Below are 24,749 nucleotides of genomic sequence, written 5' to 3' on the forward strand. Positions count from 1 at the left end.
CCTCCGGTTATTTCACTAAGGGTGCAACGAAGCGCGTGGTGACGAAGCTGCTGTAATCGCTATCCGCGTCTGGCACTTTGCCCTGCTCTTTCAGGAAGCCGGCAGTATCGACAATCGCCTTGTTCACCGGCTTGCCGAGCTGCTCCACCTGCTGCTGCGCGGTGAGGTACGTGTTGCCTTTTACCAGCACCGGCACATCCGCTTCGGGTACACCGCTCAGGCGCGCCAGCTTGCTCAGGTTGTCTGACTGCTTCAGCCATTGATCCGGATTGGCGATGTAAGCTTGCTGCGCTTCAACGGCGCTGCGGGCAAAGGCGGTGACGATTTCTGGATGCTGCTGCGCAAAGTCTTTACGCACCACCCACACATCGAGCGTTGGCGCGCCCCACTTGCCGACCTGCGAAGAGTCCGTCAGCACCTTGCCATCTTTCTCCAGCTCGTTGACCGCCGGAGACCAGACGTAAGCGCCGTCAATGTCACCGCGTTTCCAGGCAGCAATAATCGCCGGCGGCTGCAGGTTGACTAAGGTCACTTGCGAAGGCTTGATGCCCCAATGCTTGAGCGCGGCGAGGAAGCTGTAGTGCGTCGTCGAGATGAACGGCACGGCGATGCGCTTGCCAATCAGGTCTTTAGGATCTTTGATGGTTTTCTTCACCACCAGCGCTTCGGAGTTACCGAGCTGAGAGGCCAGCAGGAAAGCTTCAATCGGCAGCTTTTGCGTGGCGGCGACCGCCAGCGGGCTGGAACCGATATTACCAATCTGCACGTCGCCCGACGCCAGTGCACGTAACACGCTGGCCCCGCTATCAAATTTGCGCCAGTCGACGGTAGCACCGCTCTCTTTGGCGAAGGTGTTATCCGCCTGCGCCACTTTGGCTGGTTCAGCCGAGGTCTGATACGCCACGGTAACGTTGACCGCTTGCGCCTGGAACGCCATCAGGGCCAGAGCCGCTGTGACCGCCGTTATTGTTTTTTTCATTGCCATCATCATTCACCCCAATGTGTTTTGTCTGGGCAGTTTCTCCAGCAACAGTAATTTCATAAAGGAATTAAAAATTATCCCTAATGACGATCCGTTCTTAGATCAACATCGGGCAAGGCTATGCAAAAAGTGCAAATGGAAAGAAAAGGAAAGCGGTAAATATGTCACACGCTCACATGGCAGCTGTGATATTGATAGAGATCTCATTTTTTAACTCTTTATTAACGGTCCTGAATCCATGTCGATAGAAAAAGTCGCACACCTGGCTGGCGTGTCAAAAGCCACCGTTTCACGGGTTTTGAACCAGAATCCCGGCGTGCGCCCGGATACGCGTGCCAAAGTGCTGGCGGCCATCGACATCTGCGACTATCAGCCCAACCTGCTGGCGCGCCAGTTGCGCACTTCGCAAAGCCATATGTTGTTAGTGCTGATTCCCGACATCACCAATCCATTCTGCTCACGCGTGGTTCAGGGCATTGAAGCCGAAGCTGAAGCGCAGGGTTACCACATTCTGCTGTGTAACTCGGGATCGCAGCTGCGGCGCGAAGCGGCCTACATTGCGTTGCTCACCGGCAAAGTGGTCGACGGCGTGATCACCATGGATGCCGCCAGCAGCCTGCATGAGCTGAAAGAATTGATTGGCGATCAGCCTTGGGTGCAGTGCGCGGAATACGATCCGTCGATCGCCGCCTCAAGCGTGGCGATTGATAATAAAGAAGCGGCTTTCGAAACCGTGCGTTATCTGGCGAGCAAAGGCCGACGTCGTATTGCGCTGGTGAACTGCGATATGCGCTACCTCTATTCACATAAGCGTGAAGAGGGATATCGCGCGGCGCTGGAGCAGCTGGATCTCAGCTGGTGCGGTGTGGCTTACGCCGAGAATATCACCTGCGAAGCGGGCAGTGCGGCTTTGCGCGAACTGCTCACGCAGCCGGAACCGCCGGATGCGGTGTTTGCGGTATCGGATGTGTTGGCGGTCGGCGTCATCCACGCGGCGTTGGAAGCAGGTTTACGCGTGCCGGAAGATTTAGCGGTGGTGGGATTTGATGGCATCAACTTTACCAGCAGCCTGAATCCACCGCTGACCACGATTGAGCAGCCGATGAATCGTATGGGTGTGCGCAGCGTACAGCTGCTGCTGCAACGCATCCGCCAGCCTAACGCGTCGGTGGTCCATGAAGTGTTGCCGTGGAAACGCGTTGAACGCGCTTCCAGCTAACTTAGCGCCAAATCAGCAATACGCAGGCAGCGGTGAGCAAGCCCATCGCCAGATTGAAGATTTTCCACGCGCGTGGGCTGCGCAGCAGACGTCCAATCAGTGAGCCAAAGCCCATCCAGATCACCCCAGAAACCACGTTCACCATGAACATGCCGATGCTGATCGCCACCACCGAATGCAGATATTCGCTGCCCGCCAGGCTGAAGCTGGCCACCGCGCCGAGCGCCATCAGCCAGGCTTTCGGGTTGATCAACTGCAGCAAGCCGCCTTGCCAGAAAGGCATCTGCTTCACCGTGACATCGTCGGTTTCCAGTTTTTCATACTCGGCGCTGGCGATTTTCCATGCCAGCCACAGCAGATAAAGGCTACCGGCAATCTTCAGGATGAGATGCAACGAGGGATAAAGCAGGATGAGGCCGCCGATGCCAAATGCCACCATTAGCAACATGACTTGCATACCAATCATGATACCAATCAGCAGCGGAATGGTGCGCAGGAAGCCAAAATTAGCACCCGAGGCGGTAAGTAACATATTATTGGGCCCGGGCGTGATGGCCGCGACCCAGAGAAAACCTAACATTGATAAAAAAAGACTCAGTTCCATGTATATTCGGGTGCTCCTCACCCAGTAAAGCGAACAACCCATCGAAGCTATCAGCGACTTATGCATCAGACAAGCCTTTACCCAAGCTATTTTGATCGCCCCAGCGGCGAGCGTTTTAAACCCCTGCGCGGATTCAGTAACGCGCATCTGCAAACGCTGCTGCCGCGTATTCTGCGGCGCCGCGTTACGTTACGTCCGCACTGGCAGCGTCTTGACCTGCCGGACGGCGATTTTGTCGATTTAGCGTGGAGTGAAGATCCGGCGCAGGCGCGTCATAAACCGCGCATGGTGATGTTTCACGGACTGGAAGGCAGCTTTCGCAGCCCGTATGCGCACGGCCTGATGCAGGCGTGTCAGGCACGCGGCTGGCTGGCGGTGGTAATGCACTTTCGCGGCTGCAGCGGCGAGCCTAATCGCTTAAAGCGCATCTATCACTCCGGTGAAACCGAAGACGCCACCTACTTCCTTCACTGGCTGCAGCGCGAATGGGGCAGCGTACCCACCGCCGCCGTCGGCGTTTCGCTGGGCGGCAACATGCTCGCTTGCCTGCTGGGTCAGCAAGGTCACGATGCACCGATTGATGCTGGCATCGCCATCTCAGCGCCGCTGGCGCTCGAGCCGTGCAGCGGCAAGCTGGATGTGGGTTTTTCACGCTTTTATCAGCACTATTTACTGACGCAGCTGAAAAAGAACGCCACGCGCAAACTGCGCGCCTGGCCTGGCACGCTGCCGGTCGATCTCAGCCAGTTACGTGCTTTCCGCCGCTTACGCGAGTTCGATGATGCGATAACCGCACGTGCGCACGGTTTTATTGACGCCAACGACTATTATCAACGAGCCAGCGCGATGCCGTTGCTGACCGGCGTGCGTAAACCGCTGTTGATCATTCACGCGCAAGACGATCCCTTTATGACCGATGCCGTTATTCCGCAACCTGACCAGCTGTCAGCCTCCATTCAGTATCAGCTGACGCAGCAAGGCGGCCACGTCGGTTTCGTCGGCGGCACCGTTCTTAAACCGAAAATGTGGCTGGAACAGCGCGTGCCCGACTGGCTCTCAACCTATCTGGATGTGTAATTGTGATTATTCCCTGGCAAGAACTCGAAGCGGACACGCTGGAAAACCTGATTGAAACCTTCGTGTTACGCGAAGGCACTGATTACGGCGAGCAGGAACGCAGTTTGCTGCAAAAAGTCGCCGACGTACGCCGCCAACTGGAGCGCGGCGACGTGGTGCTGGTGTGGTCGGAACTGCATGAATCGATCAATATTATGCCGAAGGGTGAATTCCGCGGCTGATGCACCCCGCGGCAATTCGTGGTAACAATGCTCATCGCCGGACTTCACAGGGAGCTCTGTTATGTCAGCCAGGCATCCAATTATTGCCGTCACCGGTTCCAGCGGCGCCGGAACCACCACCACCAGCCTCGCCTTCCGTAAAATTTTCCAGCAGCTGAATTTGCATGCGGCGGAACTCGAAGGCGACAGTTTCCATCGCTACACACGTCCGGAAATGGACATGGCGATCCGCAAGGCGCGCGATCTCGGGCGTCACATCAGCTACTTCGGCCCGGAAGCCAACGACTTCGGCCTGCTGGAGCAGACGTTTAAACATTACGGCCAAACTGGCCTTGGCGAATCGCGCAAATATCTGCATACCTACGATGAAGCCGTGCCGTGGAATCAGGTGCCGGGCACTTTTACGCCGTGGCAGCCGCTGCCGGAAAACACCGATGTGCTGTTCTATGAAGGCTTACACGGCGGCGTGGTCACGCAGCAGCAAAATGTGGCGGAGCATGTCGATCTGCTGGTTGGCGTGGTGCCGATTGTTAACCTTGAGTGGATTCAGAAGCTGGTGCGTGACACCAGCGAGCGCGGCCATTCACGCGAAGCGGTGATGGATTCGGTGGTACGGTCAATGGAGGATTACATTAACTTCATCACGCCACAGTTCTCGCGCACCCACATTAACTTCCAGCGCGTGCCGACCGTTGATACCTCAAACCCGTTTGCCGCACGCGAAATTCCGTCGCTCGACGAAAGCTTCGTGGTGATTCATTTCCGTGGTCTGGAAGGCATCGCGTTCCCCTATCTGCTGGCGATGATTCAGGGATCGTTTATTTCGCACATCAATACGCTGGTGGTGCCGGGTGGCAAAATGGGATTGGCGATGGAGCTGATTATGCTGCCGCTGGTACAGCGACTGATTGAAGGGAAGCGGATTGAATAAGCGAAGTCATTCCGTAGCGGCGCAATTTATTGCGCAATAAATTGCGCCGCTACAATCCGAGTTATAACTCGATCACTTCATAGCTGTGGGTAATTTCCACGCCTTTACCCAGCATGATCGCTACCGAACAATATTTTTCCGCTGACAGATCAACCGCACGCGCAACGGCCTTATCGCTCAACGCTTTACCGCTAACGATAAAATGCAGGTTGATGTGGGTAAAAATGCGTGGCGCTTCTTCACGGCGTTCCGATGTGAGCTTCACTTCGCAATCGGCCACATCGCTGCGCCCTTTTTGCAGGATCGACACCACATCAATAGCACTACAGCCGCCCGCGGCCATCAGCACCATTTCCATTGGACTTGGCGCTTTATCACCGGAATTACCATCCATCAATACCTGATGGCCGGATGAGGATTCTCCGAGAAAGGTAAGACCTTCCACCCATTTCACTCGTGCCTGCATGATTCTTTCTCCTGAAGCGGCGGTTTTGCCGCCAGAGTACGCTTTCACCTGACAAACAGCAATCCAGAGTAATCCCCCTTCTGCTGAAGCGAGACAACACAAGACAGCTCGCAAAAGCTGTGCTACAAACAGTGCTGAAAATATTTTCGTCATTACAGACGAAGGCCGGAAGAATCAAAAGCGTAGCTTAAGAGTCCACCCGGAATAATTTTTCCTTTACTGGAAACGCTCGACGATTAAACCGCCTGACAGGGAAAAAATGCCCCCTGTGTTTTGGGCACGATTACAACAGAGGATAATAGCGAATGGTTCTCGGCAAACCGCAAACAGACCCTACACTCGAATGGTTCCTGTCCCATTGCCATATTCACAAATATCCATCCAAAAGCACGCTCATCCATCAGGGTGAGAAAGCGGAAACGCTGTACTACATCGTAAAAGGTTCCGTAGCGGTACTGATTAAAGATGAAGAAGGCAAAGAGATGATTCTCTCCTACCTCAATCAGGGGGATTTCATCGGCGAACTCGGTCTTTTCGAAGAAGGCCAGGAACGTAGTGCTTGGGTGCGTGCGAAGTCTGCCTGCGAAGTGGCTGAAATTTCATACAAAAAATTCCGTCAGCTGATTCAGGTAAACCCGGATATTTTAATGCGACTTTCGTCGCAAATGGCGCGTCGTCTGCAAGTGACATCTGAGAAAGTGGGCAACCTTGCCTTCCTCGATGTCACCGGCCGTATTGCGCAAACGCTGCTAAATCTGGCCAAACAGCCAGATGCGATGACTCACCCAGACGGGATGCAAATCAAAATCACCCGTCAGGAGATTGGTCAGATCGTGGGCTGCTCACGCGAAACCGTGGGTCGTATCCTGAAAATGCTGGAAGATCAGAACCTGATCTCCGCACACGGTAAAACCATCGTCGTTTACGGCACCCGCTAATTTCTTCTCACCCACGGCGTGATGGCAACATCGCGCCGTTTCTATTTGCGATGAGCTGATGTGGCGCCGAATCATCTATCATCCCGAAGTTAACTATGCGCTGCGGCAAACGCTGGTGCTGTGCCTGCCTGTGGCTCTCGGTTGGCTGTTTGGCGATCTGCAAAAAGGTCTGCTGTTCTCGTTAGTGCCCGCCTGCTGCAACATGGCGGGACTGGATACGCCGCACAAACGCTTCTTCAAACGCCTGATTGTGGGTGGTTCGCTGTTTGCCACCGGCAGTTTCCTGATGCAAATCCTCACCGCTTACCAGATACCGCTGCCGCTGATTTTACTGGCGCTGCCGCTGCTGATTGGCGTAACCGGCGAAATCGGCCCGCTGCACGCGCGCCTGCTGCCCGCCACACTCATCGCCGCCATCTTTACGCTCAGCTTAGTGGGACGCATGCCGATATGGGTGCCGCCGCTGCTCTATATTGGCGGCACGCTGTGGTACGGCTTGTTCAACTGGTTCTGGTTCTGGCTGTGGAAAGAGCAGCCGATGCGCGAATCGCTCAGCCTGCTGTTCCGCGAGCTGGCGGATTACTGCGATGCCAAATACACCTTACTGACGCAGCTGACCGATCCGGAGAAAGCGCTGCCGCCGCTGCTGGCGCGCCAGCAAAAGGCGGTCGATCTCATCACCACCTGCTATCAGCAAATGCATATGCTGTCGGCGAGCCGCGATAACAGCCACAAACGCCTGACGCGCGCTTTCCAGGTTGCGCTGGATTTACAGGAACACATCTCCGTGAGTTTGCATCAGCCCGAAGAGGTGCAGAAGCTGGTTGAGGAGAGCCACGCCGAAGCGGTGATTCGCTGGAACGCCAAGATTATCTCGGCGCGGCTGCGCGTGCTGGCGGATGCGATTCTCTACCATCAGCTGCCGGACCGTTTTCACATGGAGAAACAGCTCGGCGCGCTGGAGAAAATTGCACGCCAGCATCCGGATAATCCGGTCGGCAACTTCTGCCTGTATCACTTCAGTCGCATCGCCCGCGTGTTGCGTACGCAGAAGCCGCTCTACACGCGTGACCTAATGGCCGATCGCCAGCGCCGTTTGCCGCTGTTGCCGGCGCTGCGCAGTTATCTGTCATTCAAATCCACCGCGTTACGCACCGCAGCCCGCTTCGCTGTGATGCTGATGTTTGGCAGCTCGCTGGCGCTGTTCTTTAACATCCCCAAACCTTACTGGATTCTGATGACCATCATGTTCGTCAGCCAGAACGGTTACAACGCCACGCGCGTGCGTATTCAGCACCGTGCGCTGGGTACTTTCGCCGGATTGCTGATCGCCGCCGCGTCGCTGCAGCTGGCGGTGCCGGAATCGATCACGCTGCTGTTTATGCTGGGGATTACGCTGGCGAGCTATCTGATCACGCGGAAATATTATGGCTGGTCGATGATTGGCTTTACCGTCACGGCGGTGTATTCGCTGCAATTGCTGTCGCTGAACGGCGCGCAGTTTCTGCTGCCGCGCATGATGGATACCTTGATGGGCTGTTTAATTGCCTTCGCCGGGATGATTTGGCTGTGGCCGCAGTGGCAAAGCGGGCTGCTGCGCAAGAACGCGCACGATGCGCTGGAAGCCTATCAGGAGGCGCTGCAACTGCTGCTGGGGCCGGAACAGTCGCCCGATAAACTGGCTTATCAGCGCATAAAGGTTAATCAGGCGCACAACGCGCTGTTCAACTCATTGAACCAGGCATCGAGCGAGCCGGGCTTTAACCTGCAATATCTGAAAGATATGCGCATGTGGGTTACGCACAGTCAGTTCATCGTCGAGCATATTAATGCCATGACGATTCTGGCGCGCGAGCACACCATGCTGACATCGAAGCTGGCAGAAGGTTATCTGCAATCCTGTGAAATCGCGCTGCAGCGTTGTCAGCAACGGCTGGCGTATGACGGTCCGGGCAATGACAGCAATATTCTGGAAGCGCCGGAGAATCTTAATGAAGGGCCGGTGACGATTGTCGAACAGCATGTGAAGCGGATCTTGCAGCACCTCAGCGTGATGCACACCATCTCTTCGCTGGCGTGGAGCCAGCGACCGCATCATGGCCGCTGGCTCAAGGTGTTACGTCCGAAAGCGGATTAAGCGGCCAGCACCTTTTCAATCGCGCTGGCGAAACGCGTCATGCCTTCGGCGATATCGGTTGGTTCAATCACCAGCGACGGCACAAAACGGATCACGTCAGTACCGGCGGTGAGAATCATCAGCCCTTCCGCAGCGGAAGCGTTGAGGATGTCACGCGCTTTGCTGGCGAACTGCGGCTTCAGCGCGGCACCAATCAGCAGACCTTTGCCGCGAATCTCGCTGAAGATAGCGAATTTGCTGTCGATGGCTTGCAGCGCTTCAACAAACTGCTGACGACGCGCTTCAACGCCTTCCAGCACTTTTGGCGTATTGATGATATCCAGCGCGGTTTCAGCGATGGCACACGCCAGCGGATTGCCGCCGTAAGTGGTGCCGTGCACGCCCGGCGCCATTACTGAGGCGATTTCGTTGGTGGTCAACATCGCACTCACCGGGAAACCGCCGCCCAGCGCTTTGGCGGTGGTGAGGATATCGGGCTTGATACCGTAATGTTCATACGCAAAGAGTTTGCCGCTGCGTCCCATGCCGCTCTGCACTTCATCCAGCACCAGCAGCGCATGATGTTCATCACAGAGGGCGCGCAGGCCTTGCATAAATTCTGGCGTAGCCGGCATTACGCCGCCTTCGCCCTGAATCGGCTCGACCACGATGGCGCAGGTATGGTCGTCAATCACCGCTTTCACCGCATCGAGATCGTTGAACGGCACATGCACGATATCCGCCGGTTTTGGACCGAAGCCATCAGAATATTTCGGCTGGCCACCCACCGACACGGTGAACAGCGTGCGACCATGGAAGGCGTTATGGAAGGCGATGATTTTACTTTTGAACGGGCTGTGTTTTTTGCAGGCGTAATAACGCGCCAGCTTGAATGCCGCTTCGTTGGCTTCCGCGCCGGAATTACCGAAAAACACCCGATCGGCAAAGGTCGCGGCAATCAGTTTACTCGCCAGACGCAGCGCCGGTTCGTTGGTGAACACGTTGCTGGTGTGCCACAGCGTTTCGCCCTGGGTTTTCAGCGTTTCCACCAGCGCCGGATGACAATGGCCCAATGCAGTCACCGCGATACCGCCAGAGAAATCGATATACTCTTTGCCCTGCTGATCCCACACTCGGCTGCCTTTGCCTTTTACCGGCACAAACTGCGCAGGTGCATAAACAGGCAAAATTACGTTATCGAACGTTTCCCGGGTTACCGCTATTTTTTCCGCTGCCATTGACGACCTCATCGGGTTATTTGTTGAGCTGATGTGAAATTATAATCACAAAATATGCATAAAAAGTCACACGAAGGCAAACATAAGTTACGCGTTGAGGAAATTAGCCAGCAGCTGATGCCCTTGCTCACTGAGGATGCTTTCCGGATGGAACTGCACGCCTTCCAGCGGCAAGCTGCGATGGCGGAAGCCCATGATCTCATCCGGCTGGCCGTCGCGCAGGCTCCACGCGGTGACTTCAAACTCAGCGGGCAGCGTATCGCGCGCCACAATTAATGAGTGATAGCGGGTCACGGTAAGCGGATTATTCAGATCACGAAACACACCTTGGTTGGTGTGCTGAATCAGCGAGGTTTTGCCATGCATCACCTGCCGCGCGCGTACCACCTGCGCGCCATAGGCTTGCGCAATCGCCTGATGTCCAAGGCAAACGCCGAGGATCGGCAAGCGCCCGGCAAAATGGCGAATAGCCGCGAGCGAGATGCCAGATTGATCCGGCGTACATGGGCCCGGCGAAATCACCAGATGCGTCAGCGGCAGCGCTGCTATCTCATCCAGCGTAATGGCGTCGTTGCGCACCACACGCACATCCGCGCCCAGCTCGCAGAAGTATTGGTAGAGATTCCAGGTGAAGGAGTCGTAGTTATCGATTAGCAGCAGCATAGTAGGTCGTAGCAGTGTGTCATTGCGGCAACTGGCGCAAGAAAGGTCGCAAAAAAGCCATGTTAACACCTTCAATCTTAATACCCGCTAGCTGACGAAAAAGATTCTGATTACTCTCGCACCCAGTGCTATATTTTGGAGAGTGACTATGTCAGCTACAACGCGAGTATTCAAAACCAAATGGTTCAGTAAGCAAGCCCGTCGGCATCTCATTGGCGATAAAGAACTTTGTCGGGCAATTGCAGCAGTAAAACTGGGTTATGCCGATGATTTGGGTGGTGGCGTATTTAAAAAGCGTCTGCAGCAAAATCGCGATCGCGCCATCATTCTGGCCAAAGGGGGTAAAAACTGGATTTATACCTTTTTATTTGCCAAACAGGATCAGAGCAACCTGAGTGAAAGCGAACTTGAGGGCTTTCGTGAGCTGGCAAAACAATACTCGCTAATTTCAAATGAGACTCTGAATCGGCTGCTCGCCGTTCGGGAGTTAGTGGAGATGTGTCATGGCCATAACGCGTAAATTTAAAAGTCCGGCTTTTGCAGCCATTCACAGCGCGGCATCCGGATTGTTTGAAGTAGATGCCATCAGCAAACAGAGCATGCGTGATTTTGATGAACGTTGCCTGGGCGATGTCGCCGCGCTCGATGCGCAGGCGATTAAGAACTTGCGCGAAAATTTGAATGTTAGTCAGCCGGTTTTTGCCCGCTATCTCAACACCAGTGTGTCAACCGTGCAGAAATGGGAAACCGGGGCTAAACGCCCCGGCGGAATCTCTCTTAAGCTGTTGTCCGTGGTGCAAAAACACGGGCTTGAAGTGTTACTGTAAAACCTTCGCCGGGCTCACCACTTTCGCAAATTGCGCGGCAAGCGGTGCCAGATCGCCGGCGACGCCCGCCGAGATCGCAGCGCGCCACGCATCGCGTTCGAGTGTTTCCCACGAAAGCTGATACCCGGCATGCAGTGCCAACTGCTCGAAGAAGATGCGCTGCGCGCGGCCATTGCCGGCGCGGAACGGATGCAGCACGAAGATCTCACAATAGTAATGTGCGATACGCGCCACGAACGCTTCCTGCTCAAGGTCAGCCAGGCCGCGCTCTTCCTCCAGCGCCTGCATCAGCGTGTTGCCCTCTTTCTCGATGTATTCGCAATGACAATACGGCGTTTCATCGCGCCAGATATCAATGGTGCGCAATTCTCCCGCCCAGCTGTAGAGATCCTGAAACAGCGTGCGATGAATATGGCAAAGACGTGGCAAACCGATGCTGCGCTGGCCAAGTTCTAACGTCGCCAGGCGCGCGGTGCTGAAAGCCAGTTCCGCTTTGCGCAGCTGGGCTTCATCATGAATATCGAGGCGATTCTTCAACACATTGTCGTTGTGCCACAAATAGGGATCGCGTACCGCTAAGCTGTTATCCACCATATTGCCTCCTCAGCGACTCGAGTCGCTCCTCAGCATGTTCGGCATCGATAAGCGCTTCACTATAGGTATATCCGGCCAGTCGACAGCTGGCCTGGTAGCTCGCAGCACGGCGCTGCTGCCACAAAGTGGCTTTCTGTTTCTCAGTGAGTTTGCTAGTCATAGCGCCTCCGGCAAGCAATGAGCCCTAAGTATAAGCAGCAATTTTTTGCTTTGCCGGAGAGCCAATTACGCGCCATGCGAAAATGGCGCGTTTCAGAATCAAGGCAGGACTTTGGCGGAGAGGATAACAATCGGTTTTGACGGCACATTTTGGTACGGTCCCACATCTTTGGTAGGGACCTGCGCAATCTTGTCGATCACATCCTGGCCTTTCACAACTTTACCAAATACCGCATAGCCGAAATCACGCTGACCGTGATCGAGAAACGCATTATCGGCTACGTTGAGGAAAAACTGGCTGGTGGCGCTGTCTTTATCTGCGGTACGCGCCATCGAAATGGTGCCGCGCAGATTACGCAAGCCGTTGTCGGCTTCGTTCTTGATCGGCGCTACCGTTTGCTTCTGCTGCATGTCGGTAGTGAAACCGCCGCCCTGAATCATAAAGCCAGGAATAACGCGGTGGAAAATGGTGTTGTTGTAGAAACCATTGTTGACGTAATCAACAAAGTTTTTCACCGAAACCGGGGCTTTCTGGTTGTTCAGTTCGAGTTCAATATTGCCCGCAGAGGTGGTGAGCAGCACATGAGGATCGCCTTTTGCGGCGAGCGCGGCAGACGATACGGAAGAGAGCGCTAACAGGGCAACCGCCGCTGTCAAAGTACGTTTAAGCATGAAAGATTCCTTACCATGGAGAGCTAGCTCAAAAACGAGATTGATTGTAAAGAGCATGTGATCCAAGAGCCAGCGTTTTACCGATATTTACGTGGATGTTGCTATTGTCATACTTTTGCCGCCACGCAATCATTTGCGTGATGAAAATCACACTCTCAATGAAATATTTCCGCCTTGTTACACTCGTTGTTTATTAAGATCACAGCAACACTTACAATTCATGACACTTTTTGCCACCTTCGGCGCTTAACAGGTTCAGAACATGACAAACCGTAATCGCATTGGCCTTACCTGGATTAGCTATTTCTCCTATGCGCTCACTGGCGCACTGGTGATCGTTACCGGTATGGTGCTGGACAATATCGCGCAGTATTTCCAGCGCCCTATTTCAGAAATGAGCAACACCTTCACATTCCTCAATGCGGGCATTTTGGTGTCGGTGTTCCTGAACGCCTGGCTGATGGTGATTGTGCCGTTGAAGCGCCAGCTGATCTTTGGCTTTGTGCTGATGATCCTCGCCGTTGCCGGTCTGATGACCAGCCACGATCTCACCGTCTTCTCGCTGTGCATGTTTATCCTCGGCGTCGTCAGCGGCATCACGATGTCGATCGGTACCTTCCTGATCACCCATCTGTACGATGGCCGTCAGCGCGGCGCACGTCTGCTGTTTACCGATTCGTTCTTCAGCATGGCGGGCACCATCTTTCCGATCATCGCCGGTATCTTACTGGCGCGCGCGCTACCGTGGTATTGGGTTTACGCCTGCATCGGCATCATTTATGTCGCGATCTTTGTGCTGACGCTGTTCATTGAGTTCCCGGTGCTGAAAAGCGAAGCCGCTAAGCCAGGCGTTGAGAAAGAGAAATGGGGCATCGGCGTGCTGTTCCTGTCGATTGCAGCACTCTGCTATATCCTCGGCCAGCTCGGGTTCATCTCGTGGGTGCCGGAATACGCCACCAAATCGATGGGCATGGATATCGCCGCTGCCGGTCAGCTGGTGGGTAACTTCTGGACCGCGTACATGGTCGGCATGTGGGTGTTCAGCTTCGTGCTGCGCTTCTTCGATCTGCAGCGCATCCTGATGGTGCTGGCGGCGCTGGCAACCGGCTTGATGTACTGGTTCGTCACCTCCAAAGACGCCAGCATGCTGCACTGGATCATCATGACGCTGGGCTTCAGCTCCAGCGCGATTTACACCACCATCATCACGCTGGGATCGCTGCAAACCAAAGTCTCTTCACCGAAGCTGGTGAACTTCATCCTGACCTGCGGCACCGTCGGCACCATGTTGACCTTCGTGGTAACCGGCCCAATCGTGGCGCAAGGTGGCGCACATGCTGCGCTCTCAACGGCTAACGGTTTGTACGCCGTGGTGTTTGTGATGTGTGTTCTGCTCGGCTTTGTAACCAAACATCGTCAGCACGGTCACGTCACCCACTAAGTCTGACGGGCGGACCGCAGTCCGCCCTGCTCTTCAACGTTTGAAGGTTACCGCTTCTTTTCCCGCTAAATAGATCTCACTGCTGGCGGGCTGCGTCGCAGCGACCAATACACCTTTACGTACTGAATAACGCACCGGCACCTGACGCCGCACCGCATCAAATCCACTCTCCGCCGGCAGAATAATCAGACTGGCATCATTACCTGCCTCAATACCGTAATTCGTCAGCTGCAGGGTTTTGGCGCTGTTAGTGGTAATCAGCTGCAATCCATTATCAATCTGCTCGTAGCCCATCAGCTGACAGACATGCAATCCCATGTGCAGCACCTGCAGCATGCTGGCGGTGCCGAGCGGATACCAGGGATCGAACACATCATCGTGGCCAAAGCAGACGTTGATATTTGCTTCCAGCAGCTCTTTCACCCGCGTGATGCCGCGACGTTTCGGATAGCTATCAAAGCGCCCTTGCAGATGGATATTCACCAGCGGATTGGCGACAAAGTTGATATTTGAGAGCTTAAGCAGACGGAACAGCCGCGACGTGTAGGCATTGTTGTAGGAGTGCATCGCCGTGGTGTGGCTGGCGGTGACGCGCTCGCCGTTGCCATCGCGGTGTGCCAGCGCCGCCACGGTTTCGACAAAGCGCGACTGCTCATCGTCGATCTCGTCGCAGTGCACATCCACCAGCCGATCGTAGCGATTAGCCAGCGCAAAGGTTTTATGCAGCGACGCCACGCCGTATTCGCGGGTGAATTCGTAGTGCGGAATCGCGCCTACCACATCCGCGCCCATGCGCAGCGCCTCTTCCAGCAACGCTTCGCCGTTCGGATAAGAGAGAATCCCTTCCTGCGGAAACGCCACAATCTGGATGTCGATCCACGGCGCCATTTCCGCTTTCACCTCCAGCATCGCTTTTAACGCGGTCAGCGTGGGATCGGAAACATCGACGTGAGTCCGCACATGCTGAATCCCGTTGGCGATTTGCCACTTCAGGGTTTGCTGCGCGCGCTGTTTCACATCGTCATGGCTCAGTAGCGCTTTGCGCTCCGCCCAGCGCTCGATGCCTTCAAACAGCGTGCCGGATTGGTTCCAGGCGGGTTCGCCAGCGGTTTGCGTGGTATCGAGGTGAATATGCGGCTCGATAAACGGCGCGCTCGCCAGTCCGCCCTCCGCATCCAGCGCGTCAGGCTGGGCTGCAGTTTGCGGCGGCTGCGGGCGAATCTGCGCAATCTTGCCGTTGGCGATTTCGATCTGCCACAAGCCTTGCTGGCCCGCTAAGCGCAGGTTGTTGATCCACTTCAGTGACGGGTTGGCCATGCCGTACTCCTGTAAAACACAAAACCTAAAGCTAGCATGAAAAACCCTGTCACCCCGGGCACATTCCGTAGCGGTGCAATTTATTGCGCGATGAATCGTGCCGCTACGGAATGTGCGGCGAAGAAATGATTAGGTAATTATCAACCAAATAAGCCACTTAACTAATTCTTTCAAAATCAGTTACATAACTCGAAATAGGTATATAAGGGTGCGCTTGATGTATATCAATAAGTTCCAAAAGCGCCGCGCTAAGGTAGGCGCAGATACCGCAATTTTTGAGGCAAGCATGAGCAAGCACAGTGTCGTTATTATTGGCAACGGCATGGTCGGCCACCGCTTTATAGAAGAACTTATCGACAAAGATGAATCTAATCAGTTTGCGATAACCGTTTTCTGTGAAGAACCCCGCGTCGCCTATGACCGCGTCCACCTTTCCGCCTATTTTTCCCATCACACCGCCGAAGAACTCTCACTGGTTCGCGAAGGGTATTACGAAAAGCATCAGGTAAAGCTGCTGCTCGGCGAACGCGCCATCACCATTAACCGCGATGAAAAACTGATTCACTCGAATAGCGGTCGCGCGGTGCAATACGACACGCTGATTTTCGCCACCGGCTCTTATCCGTGGATTCCACCGATTACCGGCGCGGAAGGCAGTGATTGCTATGTCTATCGCACCATTGAAGATCTCAACGCCATTGAAGCCTGTTCACGCCGCAGCAAACGCGGCGCGGTAATTGGCGGCGGCCTGTTGGGACTGGAAGCGGCAGGCGCGCTGAAAAACCTCGGCGTCGAAACCCACGTCATTGAGTTCGCGCCGGTGCTGATGGCGGAACAGCTCGATCCGCAAGGCGGCGAGCAGCTGCGTCGCAAGATCGAGCAGATGGGCGTGCGCGTCCACACCGGCAAAAACACCCAGCAGATCGTCCATCACGCGCAAAGCGGTAAAACGCTGGAGTTTGCTGACGGCAGCGCGCTGGATGTCGATTTTATCGTCTTCTCCACCGGCATTCGCCCGCAAGACAAGCTGGCCAAACAGTGCGGCCTGCAGCTGGGCGCGCGCGGCGGTATCGCCATTGACGATCATTGCCAGACCAGCGATGCGGATATCTTCGCCATTGGTGAGTGTGCCGCCTGGCAGAACCGTATTTATGGCTTAGTCGCGCCGGGCTACAAAATGGCGCAGGTCGCCAGCGATCGGCTGGTTGGCCGCGACAACGCGTTTGCCGGAGCAGATATGAGCGCCAAGCTGAAACTGCTGGGCGTTGATGTCGGTGGCATTGGTGATGCGCATGGCCGCACGCCGGGCGCGCGCAGCTTCGTGTGGCTCGATGAGCAGAAAAATATCTATAAGCGCCTGATCGTTAGCGAAGATAACCGCACGCTGCTGGGCGCGGTGCTGGTCGGTGACACCAGCGATTACGGCAATCTGCTGCAGCTGGCGCTGAATAACATCGCGCTACCGGAAAATCCGGCGTTGCTGATCCTGCCTGCGGGCAGCGGCGAGAAGCCGGTAATGGGGGCTGATGCGCTGCCGGACAGCGCGCAAATCTGTTCCTGCTTCGACGTCAGCAAAGGCGATATCGTCAGAGCGGTGCAAGGCGGTTGCCACACCGTCGCGGCACTGAAAACCGAAACCCGCGCCGGCACCGGCTGCGGCGGCTGTATTCCGTTGATTACTCAGGTGCTGAACGCTGAATTGAGCCGTCAGGGCATCGAAGTGAACAATCATTTGTGTGCGCACTTCCCCTATTCGCGTCAGGAGCTGTATCACCTGATTCGCGTGGAAGAGATCACATCGTTCGACGCGCTGCTGACGAAATATGGTCAGGGCTACGGCTGCGAGGTGTGTAAACCGACGGTTGGTTCACTGCTGGCTTCCTGCTGGAACGAATATGTGCTGAAGCCACAGCTCGCACCGCTGCAGGACAGCAACGATCTGTTCCTCGGCAATATTCAGAAAGACGGTACTTACTCGGTGATCCCGCGCTCGGCCGGAGGCGAAATCACGCCGGAAGGATTGATGGCGATTGGCGCCGTGGCGCGCCAGTACAATCTCTACACCAAAATCACTGGCTCGCAGCGTATTGGCCTGTTTGGTGCGCAGCGCGACGATCTGCCAGCGATCTGGACGCAGCTGATTGATGCCGGTTTTGAAACCGGACAAGCGTATGCCAAAGCGCTGCGCATGGCGAAAACCTGCGTCGGCAGCGTCTGGTGCCGCTTTGGCGTAGGGGACAGCCTCGGCTTCGGCATTGAGCTGGAGCATCGCTACAAAGGCATTCGTACCCCGCACAAGATGAAGTTTGGCGTCTCCGGCTGCACGCGCGAATGCGCCGAAGCGCAGGGCAAAGACGTGGGTATCATCGCCACCGAGAAGGGCTGGAACCTGTATGTGTGCGGTAATGGCGGCATGAAGCCACGTCACGCCGATTTGCTGGCTGCCGATCTTGATCGCGATACGCTGCTGCACTATCTCGACCGCTTCATGATGTTCTACATCCGCACCGGCGACCGTCTGCAGCGCACCTCGCTGTGGCTGGAAAGCATGGAAGGCGGCATTGACTATCTACGCAGCGTGATTATTGATGACAAACTCGGTCTGAATACACAGCTGGAAACGGAGCTGACGCGTCTGCGCGCGGCAGTGGAATGTGAATGGACCGCGACGCTGCAGGATCCGCAGCAGCAGCGTCACTTCCGCACCTTTATCAACAGCGATCGCCGCGATCCGCTGGTACAGCATATCAACCAACGCGATCAGCATCGTCCGGCGCAACCCGCCGAGCGCATTGCGGTCACTTTGATTGAGGAGATCGACGTATGAGCCAGTGGCATTCGGTGTGTGAACTCAGCCAAATTCTGCCTGCGACCGGCGTATGTGCGCTGATCAAAGGCCAGCAGATTGCCCTCTTCCGTCCGCACGACGATGAGCAACTCTACGCCTTGAGCAATATCGATCCTTTCGCCCAGGCCAGCGTGTTGTCACGCGGTCTGATTGCGGAGCATCAGCAGGCGCTGTGGGTGGCGAGTCCACTGAAGAAACAGCGCTTCCGCCTGAGCGATGGCTTGTGTCTGGAAGACGAAGCGTGCTCGGTGGCGAGCTATCCGGTGCGCGTTCGCGATGGCAAGGTCGAGATCTGCGCCTGACAGCATTCCTTCACTTTATGAGACGTCACTATGTTTACTGACACCCTGAATAAATGCGCCGCCAACGCGGCGCGCATTGTGCGTACGGCGCAGCACAGCCCGCTGGCCTTCTGGATCAGCTCGGCGATGGCGGGCGCTTACGTTGGCCTGGCGATTATCCTGATCTTCACGCTCGGCAATCTGGTCGATCCGGCTTATCGTCCGCTGCTGATGGGCGCGACTTTCGGTATCGCTTTAACGCTGGTGATCATCGCTGGTTCCGAGTTGTTCACCGGCCACACCATGTTCCTGACCATCGGCGTCAAAGCCGGCAGCATCAAGCAAGGCCAGATATGGTGCGTGCTGCCGCAAACCTGGCTGGGTAATCTTGTCGGTTCAGTATTCGTCGCGCTGATTTATTACTATGCGGCGGGTCCGCTGCTGCCAAATGCCGGATCGCTGCTGCACAGCGCGGCGCTGGCAAAAACCACGCAGCCAGCCATGGCGCTGTTCTTTAAAGGCGCGCTCTGTAACTGGCTGGTCTGCCTTGCGATTTGGATGGCGGTGCGTACCGAAGGCACGGCGAAGTTCATCGCCATCTGGTGGTGTTTGCTGGCGTTCATCGCTTCCGGCTACGAACACTCGATTGCCAACATGACGGTCTTTGCGCTGTCGTGGTTTGGTCAGCATAATGCCGACTTCACGCTAAGCGGCATCGGCCACAACCTGCTGTGGGTGACGCTGGGCAATATGTTCTCCGGCATGGTGCTGATGGGCCTCGGTTACTGGTACGCCACACCTCAGGCGCAGCGCCCGCAGGCCGAAGCGCAAGCCGCGCCGCTCAAAACGGCATAACACTTTTTCAGCCCGCCTTGCGCGGGCTTTTTTCAGGATGAGCTATGGACTACTTTCCGCTGTTTTGCCGCCTGCAAGGCAAGCGCTGTTTGCTGGTGGGCGGTGGCGATGTAGCAGAACGCAAAGCGCGTTTGCTGCTGGACGCCGGTGCCAATTTGCAGGTTGGCGCGCTGGATTTCTCTCCCGCTTTTCAGCAGTGGGCACAACAGGGAAAGTTGACCTTACTCCCCGGCGCGTTTGACGAGCGCTGGCTCGCGGATTGTTGGCTGGTGATTGCCGCCACCGATGATGATGCGGTGAATCAGCAGGTTGGCGATGCGGCTGAGCGCCGGCGCATCTTTTGCAATCTGGTGGATGCGCCGCAGGAAGCCAGCGCGATTATGCCGTCGATTGTCGACCGTTCGCCGCTGATGATCGCCGTGTCATCTGGCGGTCGCGCGCCGGTGCTGGCGCGTTTGCTGCGTGAAAAACTTGAAGCGATGCTGCCACAACATCTGGGTGAGTTAGCGTCCTTAGCCGGATCGTTGCGCAATCGTGTGAAGCGTAGCTTTAACAGCATGGCGCAGCGGCGCGCTTTCTGGGAGCGCTTCTTCGTGAGCGATCGTCTGGCGCAAACCCTGGCGAATGGTGATCGACCACGCGCCGAGCACATCGTCGAGACCTTGTTCGATGCGCCGCTGTCGCAGCAAGGCGAAGTGGTGCTGGTAGGCGCCGGGCCGGGCGATGCGGGGCTGCTGACGTTGAAAGGTTTGCAGCACATCCAGCAGGCCGATGTGGTGGTGTATGACCGCCTGGTCTCGGCGCCGATTCTTAATCTGGTCCGCCGCGATGCGGAGCGCATCTTTGTCGGCAAACAAGCCGGCAATCACTGCGTACCGCAATCGCAGATCAACCAGGTTTTACTTGAGCAGGCGCAGAGCGGCAAGCGGGTGGTGCGACTAAAAGGTGGTGATCCCTTTATCTTCGGCCGCGGCGGTGAAGAGCTGGAACTGCTGGCGCAGCACAACATCCCGTTTAGCGTGGTACCGGGCATCACCGCCGCCTCGGGCTGTTCTGCTTACAGCGGTATTCCACTGACGCATCGCGACCACGCGCAGAGCGTACGTTTCGTCACCGGCCATTTGCAGCAGCATGGCGAAATCGAGTGGCGCAAGCTGGCGGCTGAACAGCAAACGCTGGTGTTCTATATGGGGCTGGCGCAGGCGCCGGAAATTCAGCAGCAGCTGTTGCAACACGGCATGGATGCTGCGATGCCGGTGGCGATCGTGCAGAACGGCACCACGCCGCAGCAGCGCGTTGAGACCGCAACGCTGGCGGAACTGGCCACGCTGGCGCAGCAGTTTGCCAGTCCGGCTCTGATTATTGTTGGTCACGTAGTGGAACTGCGTTCACAGTTACGCTGGTTCTGACACGGCAAAAAACTGTACAGCGCTGCGCTTTGTCGCCAGACTATGGGCCATCTTTCTCGTCAATAAGGAGTTTCCATGCGCGTTGCTTCACGGATTTGCGCGTTGTTATTGCCGTTAAGCGCGGTTGCTACCGCCGCACCGGTTACCTGGTCGAACGTGGTGGGTGAATGGCAGGTGGTGGCGGTAACGCCTAAGAAGGAAGTCGGTCAGCTGTATATCAAGAATGATCCGCAGTTTATGGGCGCACGCGTGGCGTTTAAGCCGAATGCGATCACCTGGACGCGCGGCACTGCTGAACGCAGCATCAATCCTTCCGTCGATAACTGCAACGCTAAACCGCGCCTGAGCGCCGCCAATGGCGCGGGGCAGGATCGTGATTTCACCTTCCGTTACGGTTTCAATGTGAGCTGTGGCAATCAGGCGTGGGGACCTGCGCCGGGCGCGGTGATCAGCGTGCTGGCTGACGGTAACGCCCGCCTGTTCTGGGATGGCGCGGAACTGGCGTTACATCGCATCAAATAAAAAACGGCGGGTCAAATGACCCGCCGTTCTGTTCTATTCCGCAAACCGCTTACGGCTGTGCGACAAAACCTACCGCTTCATACACTTTCTTCAGCGTTTCCTGCGCATGAGCGCGGGCTTTTGCTGCGCCATCGCGCATCACCTGATTCAGCAACTCTTCATCGCTACGGAAACGATGATAGCGCTCCTGCAGCTCGGTCAACATGCCGGAAACCGCTTCAGCCACTTCACCTTTCAGATGGCCGTACATTTTGCCTTCGAACTCTTGCTCCAACTGCGCAATGGTTTTACCGGTCACGCCCGCAAGAATATCCAGCAGGTTTGATACACCGGCTTTCTCTTTGACGTCGTAACGCACCACTGGCGGCTCGGCGGAGTCGGTCACCGCACGTTTGATCTTCTTCACCACCGCTTTGGTGTCTTCCAGCAGACCAATCACGTTGTTACGGTTGTCGTCTGACTTGGACATTTTTTTGGTCGGCTCAAGCAGCGACATCACGCGTGCACCCGATTTCGGAATGAACGGTTCAGGCACTTTGAACACATCGCCGTACAGCGCATTGAAACGCTGGGCGATATCGCGGCTCAGCTCCAGATGCTGCTTCTGATCTTCGCCAACCGGCACCTGATTGGTTTGATAGAGCAGGATATCGGCCGCCATCAGCACCGGATAATCAAACAGGCCTGCGGTGATGTTTTCCGAGTAGCGCGCGGATTTATCTTTGAACTGCGTCATGCGGCTCAGCTCGCCAAAATAGGCGTAGCAGTTCAGCACCCAGCTCAGCTGCGCATGCTCTGGCACGTGCGACTGAACAAAGATGGTGCTCTTCGCCGGGTCGATGCCGCAGGCAAGATAGAGCGCTAAGGTATCCAGCGTGGCTTTACGCAGCGCGGTTGGATCCTGACGTACGGTGATGGCGTGCAGATCGACGATGCAGTAAATGCAGTGAAAATCATCCTGCATCTGCACCCACTGACGCAGCGCACCCATATAGTTGCCAATGGTCAGTTCACCGGAAGGCTGGGCGCCGCTGAAAACGATGGGTTTGCTCATGTTATGTCCTGATAATCACAGCCCGATAGCGGGCAAAAGTTCGTCAAAAGAGTCGAGAGTTAAATCGGGTTGGCTGGTAGCAATCGGCTCGCCGTAGTTGTAGCCGAATGTCATACCGATGTTCGGTACGCCTGCCGCCTGGGCCGCGAGAATATCATTGCGAGAATCGCCGACAAACAGCAATTGTCCCGGAAGCACGCCAAAATGGCCAAGGACGAGGAAAATGGCCGCCGGATGGGGCTTTTTCACAATTACGTCGTCACCGCCGATAATCTGCGTGAAGTACTCAGCAATCCCGAGCGACTTCAGCAGCGGCGCCACAAATGGCGTTGGCTTGTTGGTGACGATCGCCAACGGCAGGCCTTTCGCCTGCAAGGCCGCCAGCGTCTCTACTACCTGCGGGAACAGCGTACTGCCCGCTTCTACCGTTTGCGCGTAATATTTGTCAAACAGCGCACGCGCATCGCGTTGCTCTTCGGCATGCGGCTCGCGTCCCAGCGCCCAGGTCAGCGCGCGGGTCATCATCACGTCAGCGCCGTTACCAATCCAGGTAGAAGCCAATGCCAAACCCGGCGGCGGCAGCTGCAGATCGCTCAGCGCATGATCGATGGCTTGTGCCAGGCCCGGCGCGCTATCGACCAGCGTACCGTCGAGGTCAAACGCCAGCGCGCGGATATCAGTGAAATGAGCCATTAACTTTCTCCAGTTCGCCACGCATTTCATCGATCACTTTTTTGTAATCCGGATGACCGAAGATCGCGGAACCGGCAACAAACATATCGGCACCGGCGGCAGCAATCTGGCCGATGTTATCGATTTTCACGCCGCCATCCACTTCCAGACGAATGTTGTAGCCACTCTCATCAATCAGGCGACGCGCCTGACGCAGTTTGTCGAGCGTACCGGGAATGAAGGATTGACCGCCAAAGCCTGGGTTCACCGACATCAGCAGAATGATGTCCAACTTATCCATTACATAATCGAGGTAGTGGAGCGGCGTCGCAGGGTTGAACACCAGACCCGCTTTGCAACCATGCTCTTTGATCAGCTGCAGCGTGCGATCAACATGCTCGCTGGCTTCCGGGTGGAAAGTGATGAAGGTGGCGCCCGCTTTAGCGAATTCCGGGATCAATGCATCCACAGGTTTAACCATCAGATGCACATCAATAGGTGCAGTGATGCCGTAATCGCGCAGCGCTTTAAGCACCATCGGCCCCATCGTCAGATTGGGAACGTAGTGGTTATCCATCACATCGAAATGGACCACATCACCACCTGCCGCCAGCGCTTTGGCCGTGTCTTCACCCAAACGCGCGAAGTCAGCAGCCAGAATTGATGGGGCCAGTAAAAATTGTTTCATCCGATTCTCCCAATTTTGTGCGCCAGCCTGAGCTGGCGTAATGCCTTGGTCGCGGACGAAACAGGCTAGCGGAAAAGCGCTAGCAGTTCGTCGACTTGCGTGCGACCACTTATGCTTCGGCTGATGGAACGCCGGGCTTTGACTATGTGTAAATCCGCATTCTGATACCACTCACGCGTGAGTACCGTATCGTGGTTTGAAATCAGTACCGGGATGCGATTTTGCTGCGAAAGCTTATTGGCTAACTCAGCCAGATGCTGCTGCTCGCGCAGACTAAAACTGTTGGTGTGGTAAGCGGTAAAATTTGCTGTCGCCGAAAGCGGGGCATACGGCGGATCGCAATAAACCACTGAGCCTTCAACGGCGTTGTTCAGAGTAACATCGTACGATTCACAGACAAAGGTCGCTTTTTGCGCCCGTTCGGCAAACCAGAGCAGCTCCGCTTCCGGGAAGTACGGCTTGCGATACCGGCCAAAAGGCACGTTAAACTCACCGCGCAAATTGTAGCGGCACAGACCGTTATAACCGTGTCGATTGAGATACAGAAACAGCACCGCGCGCTGATATTCATCTTTGCTCGCATTAAAGGCGATGCGCTGCGCGTAGTAGGTTTCTGCCGTGTTGCCTTCAGCGTTGAAAAGCTGGCGCGCGTCTTCAATGAAAGCCGCGGTACGCGTTTTGACGATGTTATACAGATTGATGAGATCACCGTTGATGTCCGCCAGGTGATAGCGGTCATAGTCGGTGTTGAGGAACACGGAACCGGCGCCGACAAAGGGTTCGATTAGACAATCACCTTGTGGCAAATGACGACGGATGTCATCGAGGAGCGGGTATTTCCCTCCGGCCCATTTCAGGAAAGCGCGATTTTTTTTCATGCTGTCGTGGTTATTACATCTTAATTATTGGCTGTGGTGGAACCGACAGCAGCTCTGCGCTTTAAACGGGGCCGCAT

The 24,749-nt window shown here is 55.8% G+C and carries 27 protein-coding genes; 14 read left to right on the forward strand and 13 right to left on the reverse strand.

The annotated features are described in order from the left end of the window. Positions 1 to 7: 7 nt before the first annotated feature. The gene (gene tauA, locus DEU53_RS15140) at positions 8 to 988 is read right to left on the reverse strand and encodes a taurine ABC transporter substrate-binding protein (protein ID WP_110867719.1); all 981 of its coding nucleotides are present in this window, start codon (positions 986 to 988) and stop codon (positions 8 to 10) included. A gap of 232 nt (positions 989 to 1,220) precedes the next feature. Here tauA and DEU53_RS15145 point away from each other — a divergent pair, with 232 nt between their 5' ends. Then, the gene (locus tag DEU53_RS15145; protein ID WP_101762645.1) at positions 1,221 to 2,201 is read left to right on the forward strand and encodes a LacI family DNA-binding transcriptional regulator; all 981 of its coding nucleotides are present in this window, start codon (positions 1,221 to 1,223) and stop codon (positions 2,199 to 2,201) included. A gap of 1 nt (position 2,202) precedes the next feature. Here DEU53_RS15145 and DEU53_RS15150 read toward each other — a convergent pair whose 3' ends face one another. Next, positions 2,203 to 2,805 carry a LysE family translocator gene (locus DEU53_RS15150; RefSeq protein ID WP_110867604.1) on the reverse strand — a complete coding sequence of 201 codons (603 nt, stop codon included), beginning with the start codon at positions 2,803 to 2,805 and terminating at the stop codon, positions 2,203 to 2,205. A 60-nt stretch (positions 2,806 to 2,865) separates the two neighbouring features. Between DEU53_RS15150 and DEU53_RS15155 the strand changes: the two genes are divergently transcribed. The 3 genes from DEU53_RS15155 to DEU53_RS15165 all read left to right on the forward strand — a co-directional run bounded on the left by DEU53_RS15155 (position 2,866) and on the right by DEU53_RS15165 (position 5,034). After that, positions 2,866 to 3,882, forward strand: a complete 1,017-nt coding sequence (locus DEU53_RS15155) for a hydrolase (protein ID WP_110867605.1) — start codon at positions 2,866 to 2,868, stop codon at positions 3,880 to 3,882. A gap of 2 nt (positions 3,883 to 3,884) precedes the next feature. After that, the gene (locus tag DEU53_RS15160) at positions 3,885 to 4,103 is read left to right on the forward strand and encodes a YheU family protein (protein ID WP_007892223.1); all 219 of its coding nucleotides are present in this window, start codon (positions 3,885 to 3,887) and stop codon (positions 4,101 to 4,103) included. 61 nt (positions 4,104 to 4,164) lie between these two features. Then, positions 4,165 to 5,034: a phosphoribulokinase gene (locus tag DEU53_RS15165; RefSeq protein ID WP_101762648.1), complete on the forward strand. Its 870-nt coding sequence runs from the start codon at positions 4,165 to 4,167 to the stop codon at positions 5,032 to 5,034. Between the two features lie 61 nt (positions 5,035 to 5,095). Here DEU53_RS15165 and DEU53_RS15170 read toward each other — a convergent pair whose 3' ends face one another. Beyond that, entirely contained in the window at positions 5,096 to 5,500 is a 405-nt protein-coding gene (locus DEU53_RS15170) for an OsmC family protein (protein WP_049851954.1), read from the reverse strand. A 305-nt stretch (positions 5,501 to 5,805) separates the two neighbouring features. Between DEU53_RS15170 and crp the strand changes: the two genes are divergently transcribed. Further along, positions 5,806 to 6,438, forward strand: a complete 633-nt coding sequence (crp, locus tag DEU53_RS15175) for a cAMP-activated global transcriptional regulator CRP (protein WP_003852956.1) — start codon at positions 5,806 to 5,808, stop codon at positions 6,436 to 6,438. A 58-nt stretch (positions 6,439 to 6,496) separates the two neighbouring features. Then, positions 6,497 to 8,575 (forward strand): YccS/YhfK family putative transporter, encoded by a 2,079-nt coding sequence (locus tag DEU53_RS15180; RefSeq protein ID WP_110867606.1) that lies wholly within the window; start codon positions 6,497 to 6,499, stop codon positions 8,573 to 8,575. Here DEU53_RS15180 and DEU53_RS15185 read toward each other — a convergent pair. Both DEU53_RS15185 and DEU53_RS15190 read right to left on the reverse strand, forming a co-directional pair. After that, positions 8,572 to 9,792 (reverse strand): aspartate aminotransferase family protein, encoded by a 1,221-nt coding sequence (locus DEU53_RS15185; RefSeq protein ID WP_110867607.1) that lies wholly within the window; start codon positions 9,790 to 9,792, stop codon positions 8,572 to 8,574. The genes DEU53_RS15180 and DEU53_RS15185 overlap by 4 nt on opposite strands. 87 nt (positions 9,793 to 9,879) lie before the next feature. After that, positions 9,880 to 10,455: an aminodeoxychorismate synthase component II gene (locus tag DEU53_RS15190; protein ID WP_110867608.1), complete on the reverse strand. Its 576-nt coding sequence runs from the start codon at positions 10,453 to 10,455 to the stop codon at positions 9,880 to 9,882. Positions 10,456 to 10,603: 148 nt separating this feature from the next. Between DEU53_RS15190 and DEU53_RS15195 the strand changes: the two genes are divergently transcribed. Both DEU53_RS15195 and DEU53_RS15200 read left to right on the forward strand, forming a co-directional pair. Then, positions 10,604 to 10,975 (forward strand): type II toxin-antitoxin system RelE/ParE family toxin, encoded by a 372-nt coding sequence (locus DEU53_RS15195; RefSeq protein ID WP_110867609.1) that lies wholly within the window; start codon positions 10,604 to 10,606, stop codon positions 10,973 to 10,975. Beyond that, complete coding sequence (locus DEU53_RS15200) at positions 10,959 to 11,282, forward strand: DNA-binding transcriptional regulator (RefSeq protein ID WP_110867610.1); 324 nt, start codon at positions 10,959 to 10,961, stop codon at positions 11,280 to 11,282. Before DEU53_RS15195 ends, DEU53_RS15200 begins: the two co-directional genes overlap by 17 nt. Here the strand turns inward: DEU53_RS15200 and DEU53_RS15205 are convergent. The 3 genes from DEU53_RS15205 to ppiA form a co-directional block, all read right to left on the reverse strand. Continuing rightward, positions 11,274 to 11,876, reverse strand: coding sequence for a putative adenosine monophosphate-protein transferase Fic (locus DEU53_RS15205; protein WP_110867611.1), 603 nt, complete (start codon positions 11,874 to 11,876; stop codon positions 11,274 to 11,276). The genes DEU53_RS15200 and DEU53_RS15205 overlap by 9 nt on opposite strands. Next, positions 11,866 to 12,036: a YhfG family protein gene (locus DEU53_RS15210; protein WP_101762654.1), complete on the reverse strand. Its 171-nt coding sequence runs from the start codon at positions 12,034 to 12,036 to the stop codon at positions 11,866 to 11,868. Before DEU53_RS15210 ends, DEU53_RS15205 begins: the two co-directional genes overlap by 11 nt. Before the next feature lie 98 nt (positions 12,037 to 12,134). Next, positions 12,135 to 12,707, reverse strand: coding sequence for a peptidylprolyl isomerase A (gene ppiA, locus DEU53_RS15215; RefSeq protein WP_008101803.1), 573 nt, complete (start codon positions 12,705 to 12,707; stop codon positions 12,135 to 12,137). Positions 12,708 to 12,969: 262 nt separating this feature from the next. On the opposite strand from ppiA, the gene tsgA reads away from it, so the two are divergent. After that, a complete protein-coding gene (tsgA, locus tag DEU53_RS15220; protein ID WP_008101801.1) occupies positions 12,970 to 14,148 on the forward strand; it encodes an MFS transporter TsgA in 1,179 nt (392 codons plus the stop codon). 33 nt (positions 14,149 to 14,181) lie between these two features. Here tsgA and DEU53_RS15225 read toward each other — a convergent pair whose 3' ends face one another. Then, positions 14,182 to 15,465, reverse strand: a complete 1,284-nt coding sequence (locus DEU53_RS15225; protein ID WP_110867612.1) for a cytosine deaminase — start codon at positions 15,463 to 15,465, stop codon at positions 14,182 to 14,184. Between the two features lie 286 nt (positions 15,466 to 15,751). Here DEU53_RS15225 and nirB point away from each other — a divergent pair, with 286 nt between their 5' ends. The 5 genes from nirB (at position 15,752) to DEU53_RS15250 (ending at position 21,380) form a co-directional block, all read left to right on the forward strand. Further along, positions 15,752 to 18,292 carry a nitrite reductase large subunit NirB gene (gene nirB / locus DEU53_RS15230; protein WP_110867720.1) on the forward strand — a complete coding sequence of 847 codons (2,541 nt, stop codon included), beginning with the start codon at positions 15,752 to 15,754 and terminating at the stop codon, positions 18,290 to 18,292. Then, the gene (gene nirD / locus DEU53_RS15235; RefSeq protein WP_110867613.1) at positions 18,289 to 18,615 is read left to right on the forward strand and encodes a nitrite reductase small subunit NirD; all 327 of its coding nucleotides are present in this window, start codon (positions 18,289 to 18,291) and stop codon (positions 18,613 to 18,615) included. The genes nirB and nirD overlap by 4 nt, the downstream gene beginning before the upstream one ends. Before the next feature lie 30 nt (positions 18,616 to 18,645). Then, the gene (gene nirC / locus DEU53_RS15240) at positions 18,646 to 19,449 is read left to right on the forward strand and encodes a nitrite transporter NirC (RefSeq protein ID WP_110867614.1); all 804 of its coding nucleotides are present in this window, start codon (positions 18,646 to 18,648) and stop codon (positions 19,447 to 19,449) included. A gap of 44 nt (positions 19,450 to 19,493) precedes the next feature. Beyond that, on the forward strand, positions 19,494 to 20,858 hold the full coding sequence (cysG, locus tag DEU53_RS15245) for a siroheme synthase CysG (protein ID WP_110867615.1): 1,365 nt from the start codon (positions 19,494 to 19,496) through the stop codon (positions 20,856 to 20,858). Between the two features lie 75 nt (positions 20,859 to 20,933). Then, positions 20,934 to 21,380 carry a hypothetical protein gene (locus DEU53_RS15250; RefSeq protein ID WP_110867616.1) on the forward strand — a complete coding sequence of 149 codons (447 nt, stop codon included), beginning with the start codon at positions 20,934 to 20,936 and terminating at the stop codon, positions 21,378 to 21,380. Positions 21,381 to 21,429: 49 nt separating this feature from the next. On the opposite strand, the gene trpS is transcribed toward DEU53_RS15250, so the two are convergent. The 4 genes from trpS to dam form a co-directional block, all read right to left on the reverse strand. Next, positions 21,430 to 22,434, reverse strand: coding sequence for a tryptophan--tRNA ligase (gene trpS / locus DEU53_RS15255; protein WP_110867617.1), 1,005 nt, complete (start codon positions 22,432 to 22,434; stop codon positions 21,430 to 21,432). A gap of 15 nt (positions 22,435 to 22,449) precedes the next feature. Then, entirely contained in the window at positions 22,450 to 23,127 is a 678-nt protein-coding gene (locus DEU53_RS15260) for a phosphoglycolate phosphatase (RefSeq protein ID WP_101762663.1), read from the reverse strand. Continuing rightward, positions 23,111 to 23,794, reverse strand: a complete 684-nt coding sequence (gene rpe, locus DEU53_RS15265; protein ID WP_101762664.1) for a ribulose-phosphate 3-epimerase — start codon at positions 23,792 to 23,794, stop codon at positions 23,111 to 23,113. The genes DEU53_RS15260 and rpe overlap by 17 nt, the downstream gene beginning before the upstream one ends. Positions 23,795 to 23,859: 65 nt before the next feature. Next, the gene (gene dam, locus DEU53_RS15270; RefSeq protein WP_101762665.1) at positions 23,860 to 24,672 is read right to left on the reverse strand and encodes an adenine-specific DNA-methyltransferase; all 813 of its coding nucleotides are present in this window, start codon (positions 24,670 to 24,672) and stop codon (positions 23,860 to 23,862) included. Between the last annotated feature and the right edge of the window lie 77 nt (positions 24,673 to 24,749).

The organism is Pantoea sp. AG1095 (assembly GCF_003208415.1).
GTDB classification, from domain to species: Bacteria; Pseudomonadota; Gammaproteobacteria; order Enterobacterales; family Enterobacteriaceae; genus Pantoea; species Pantoea leporis.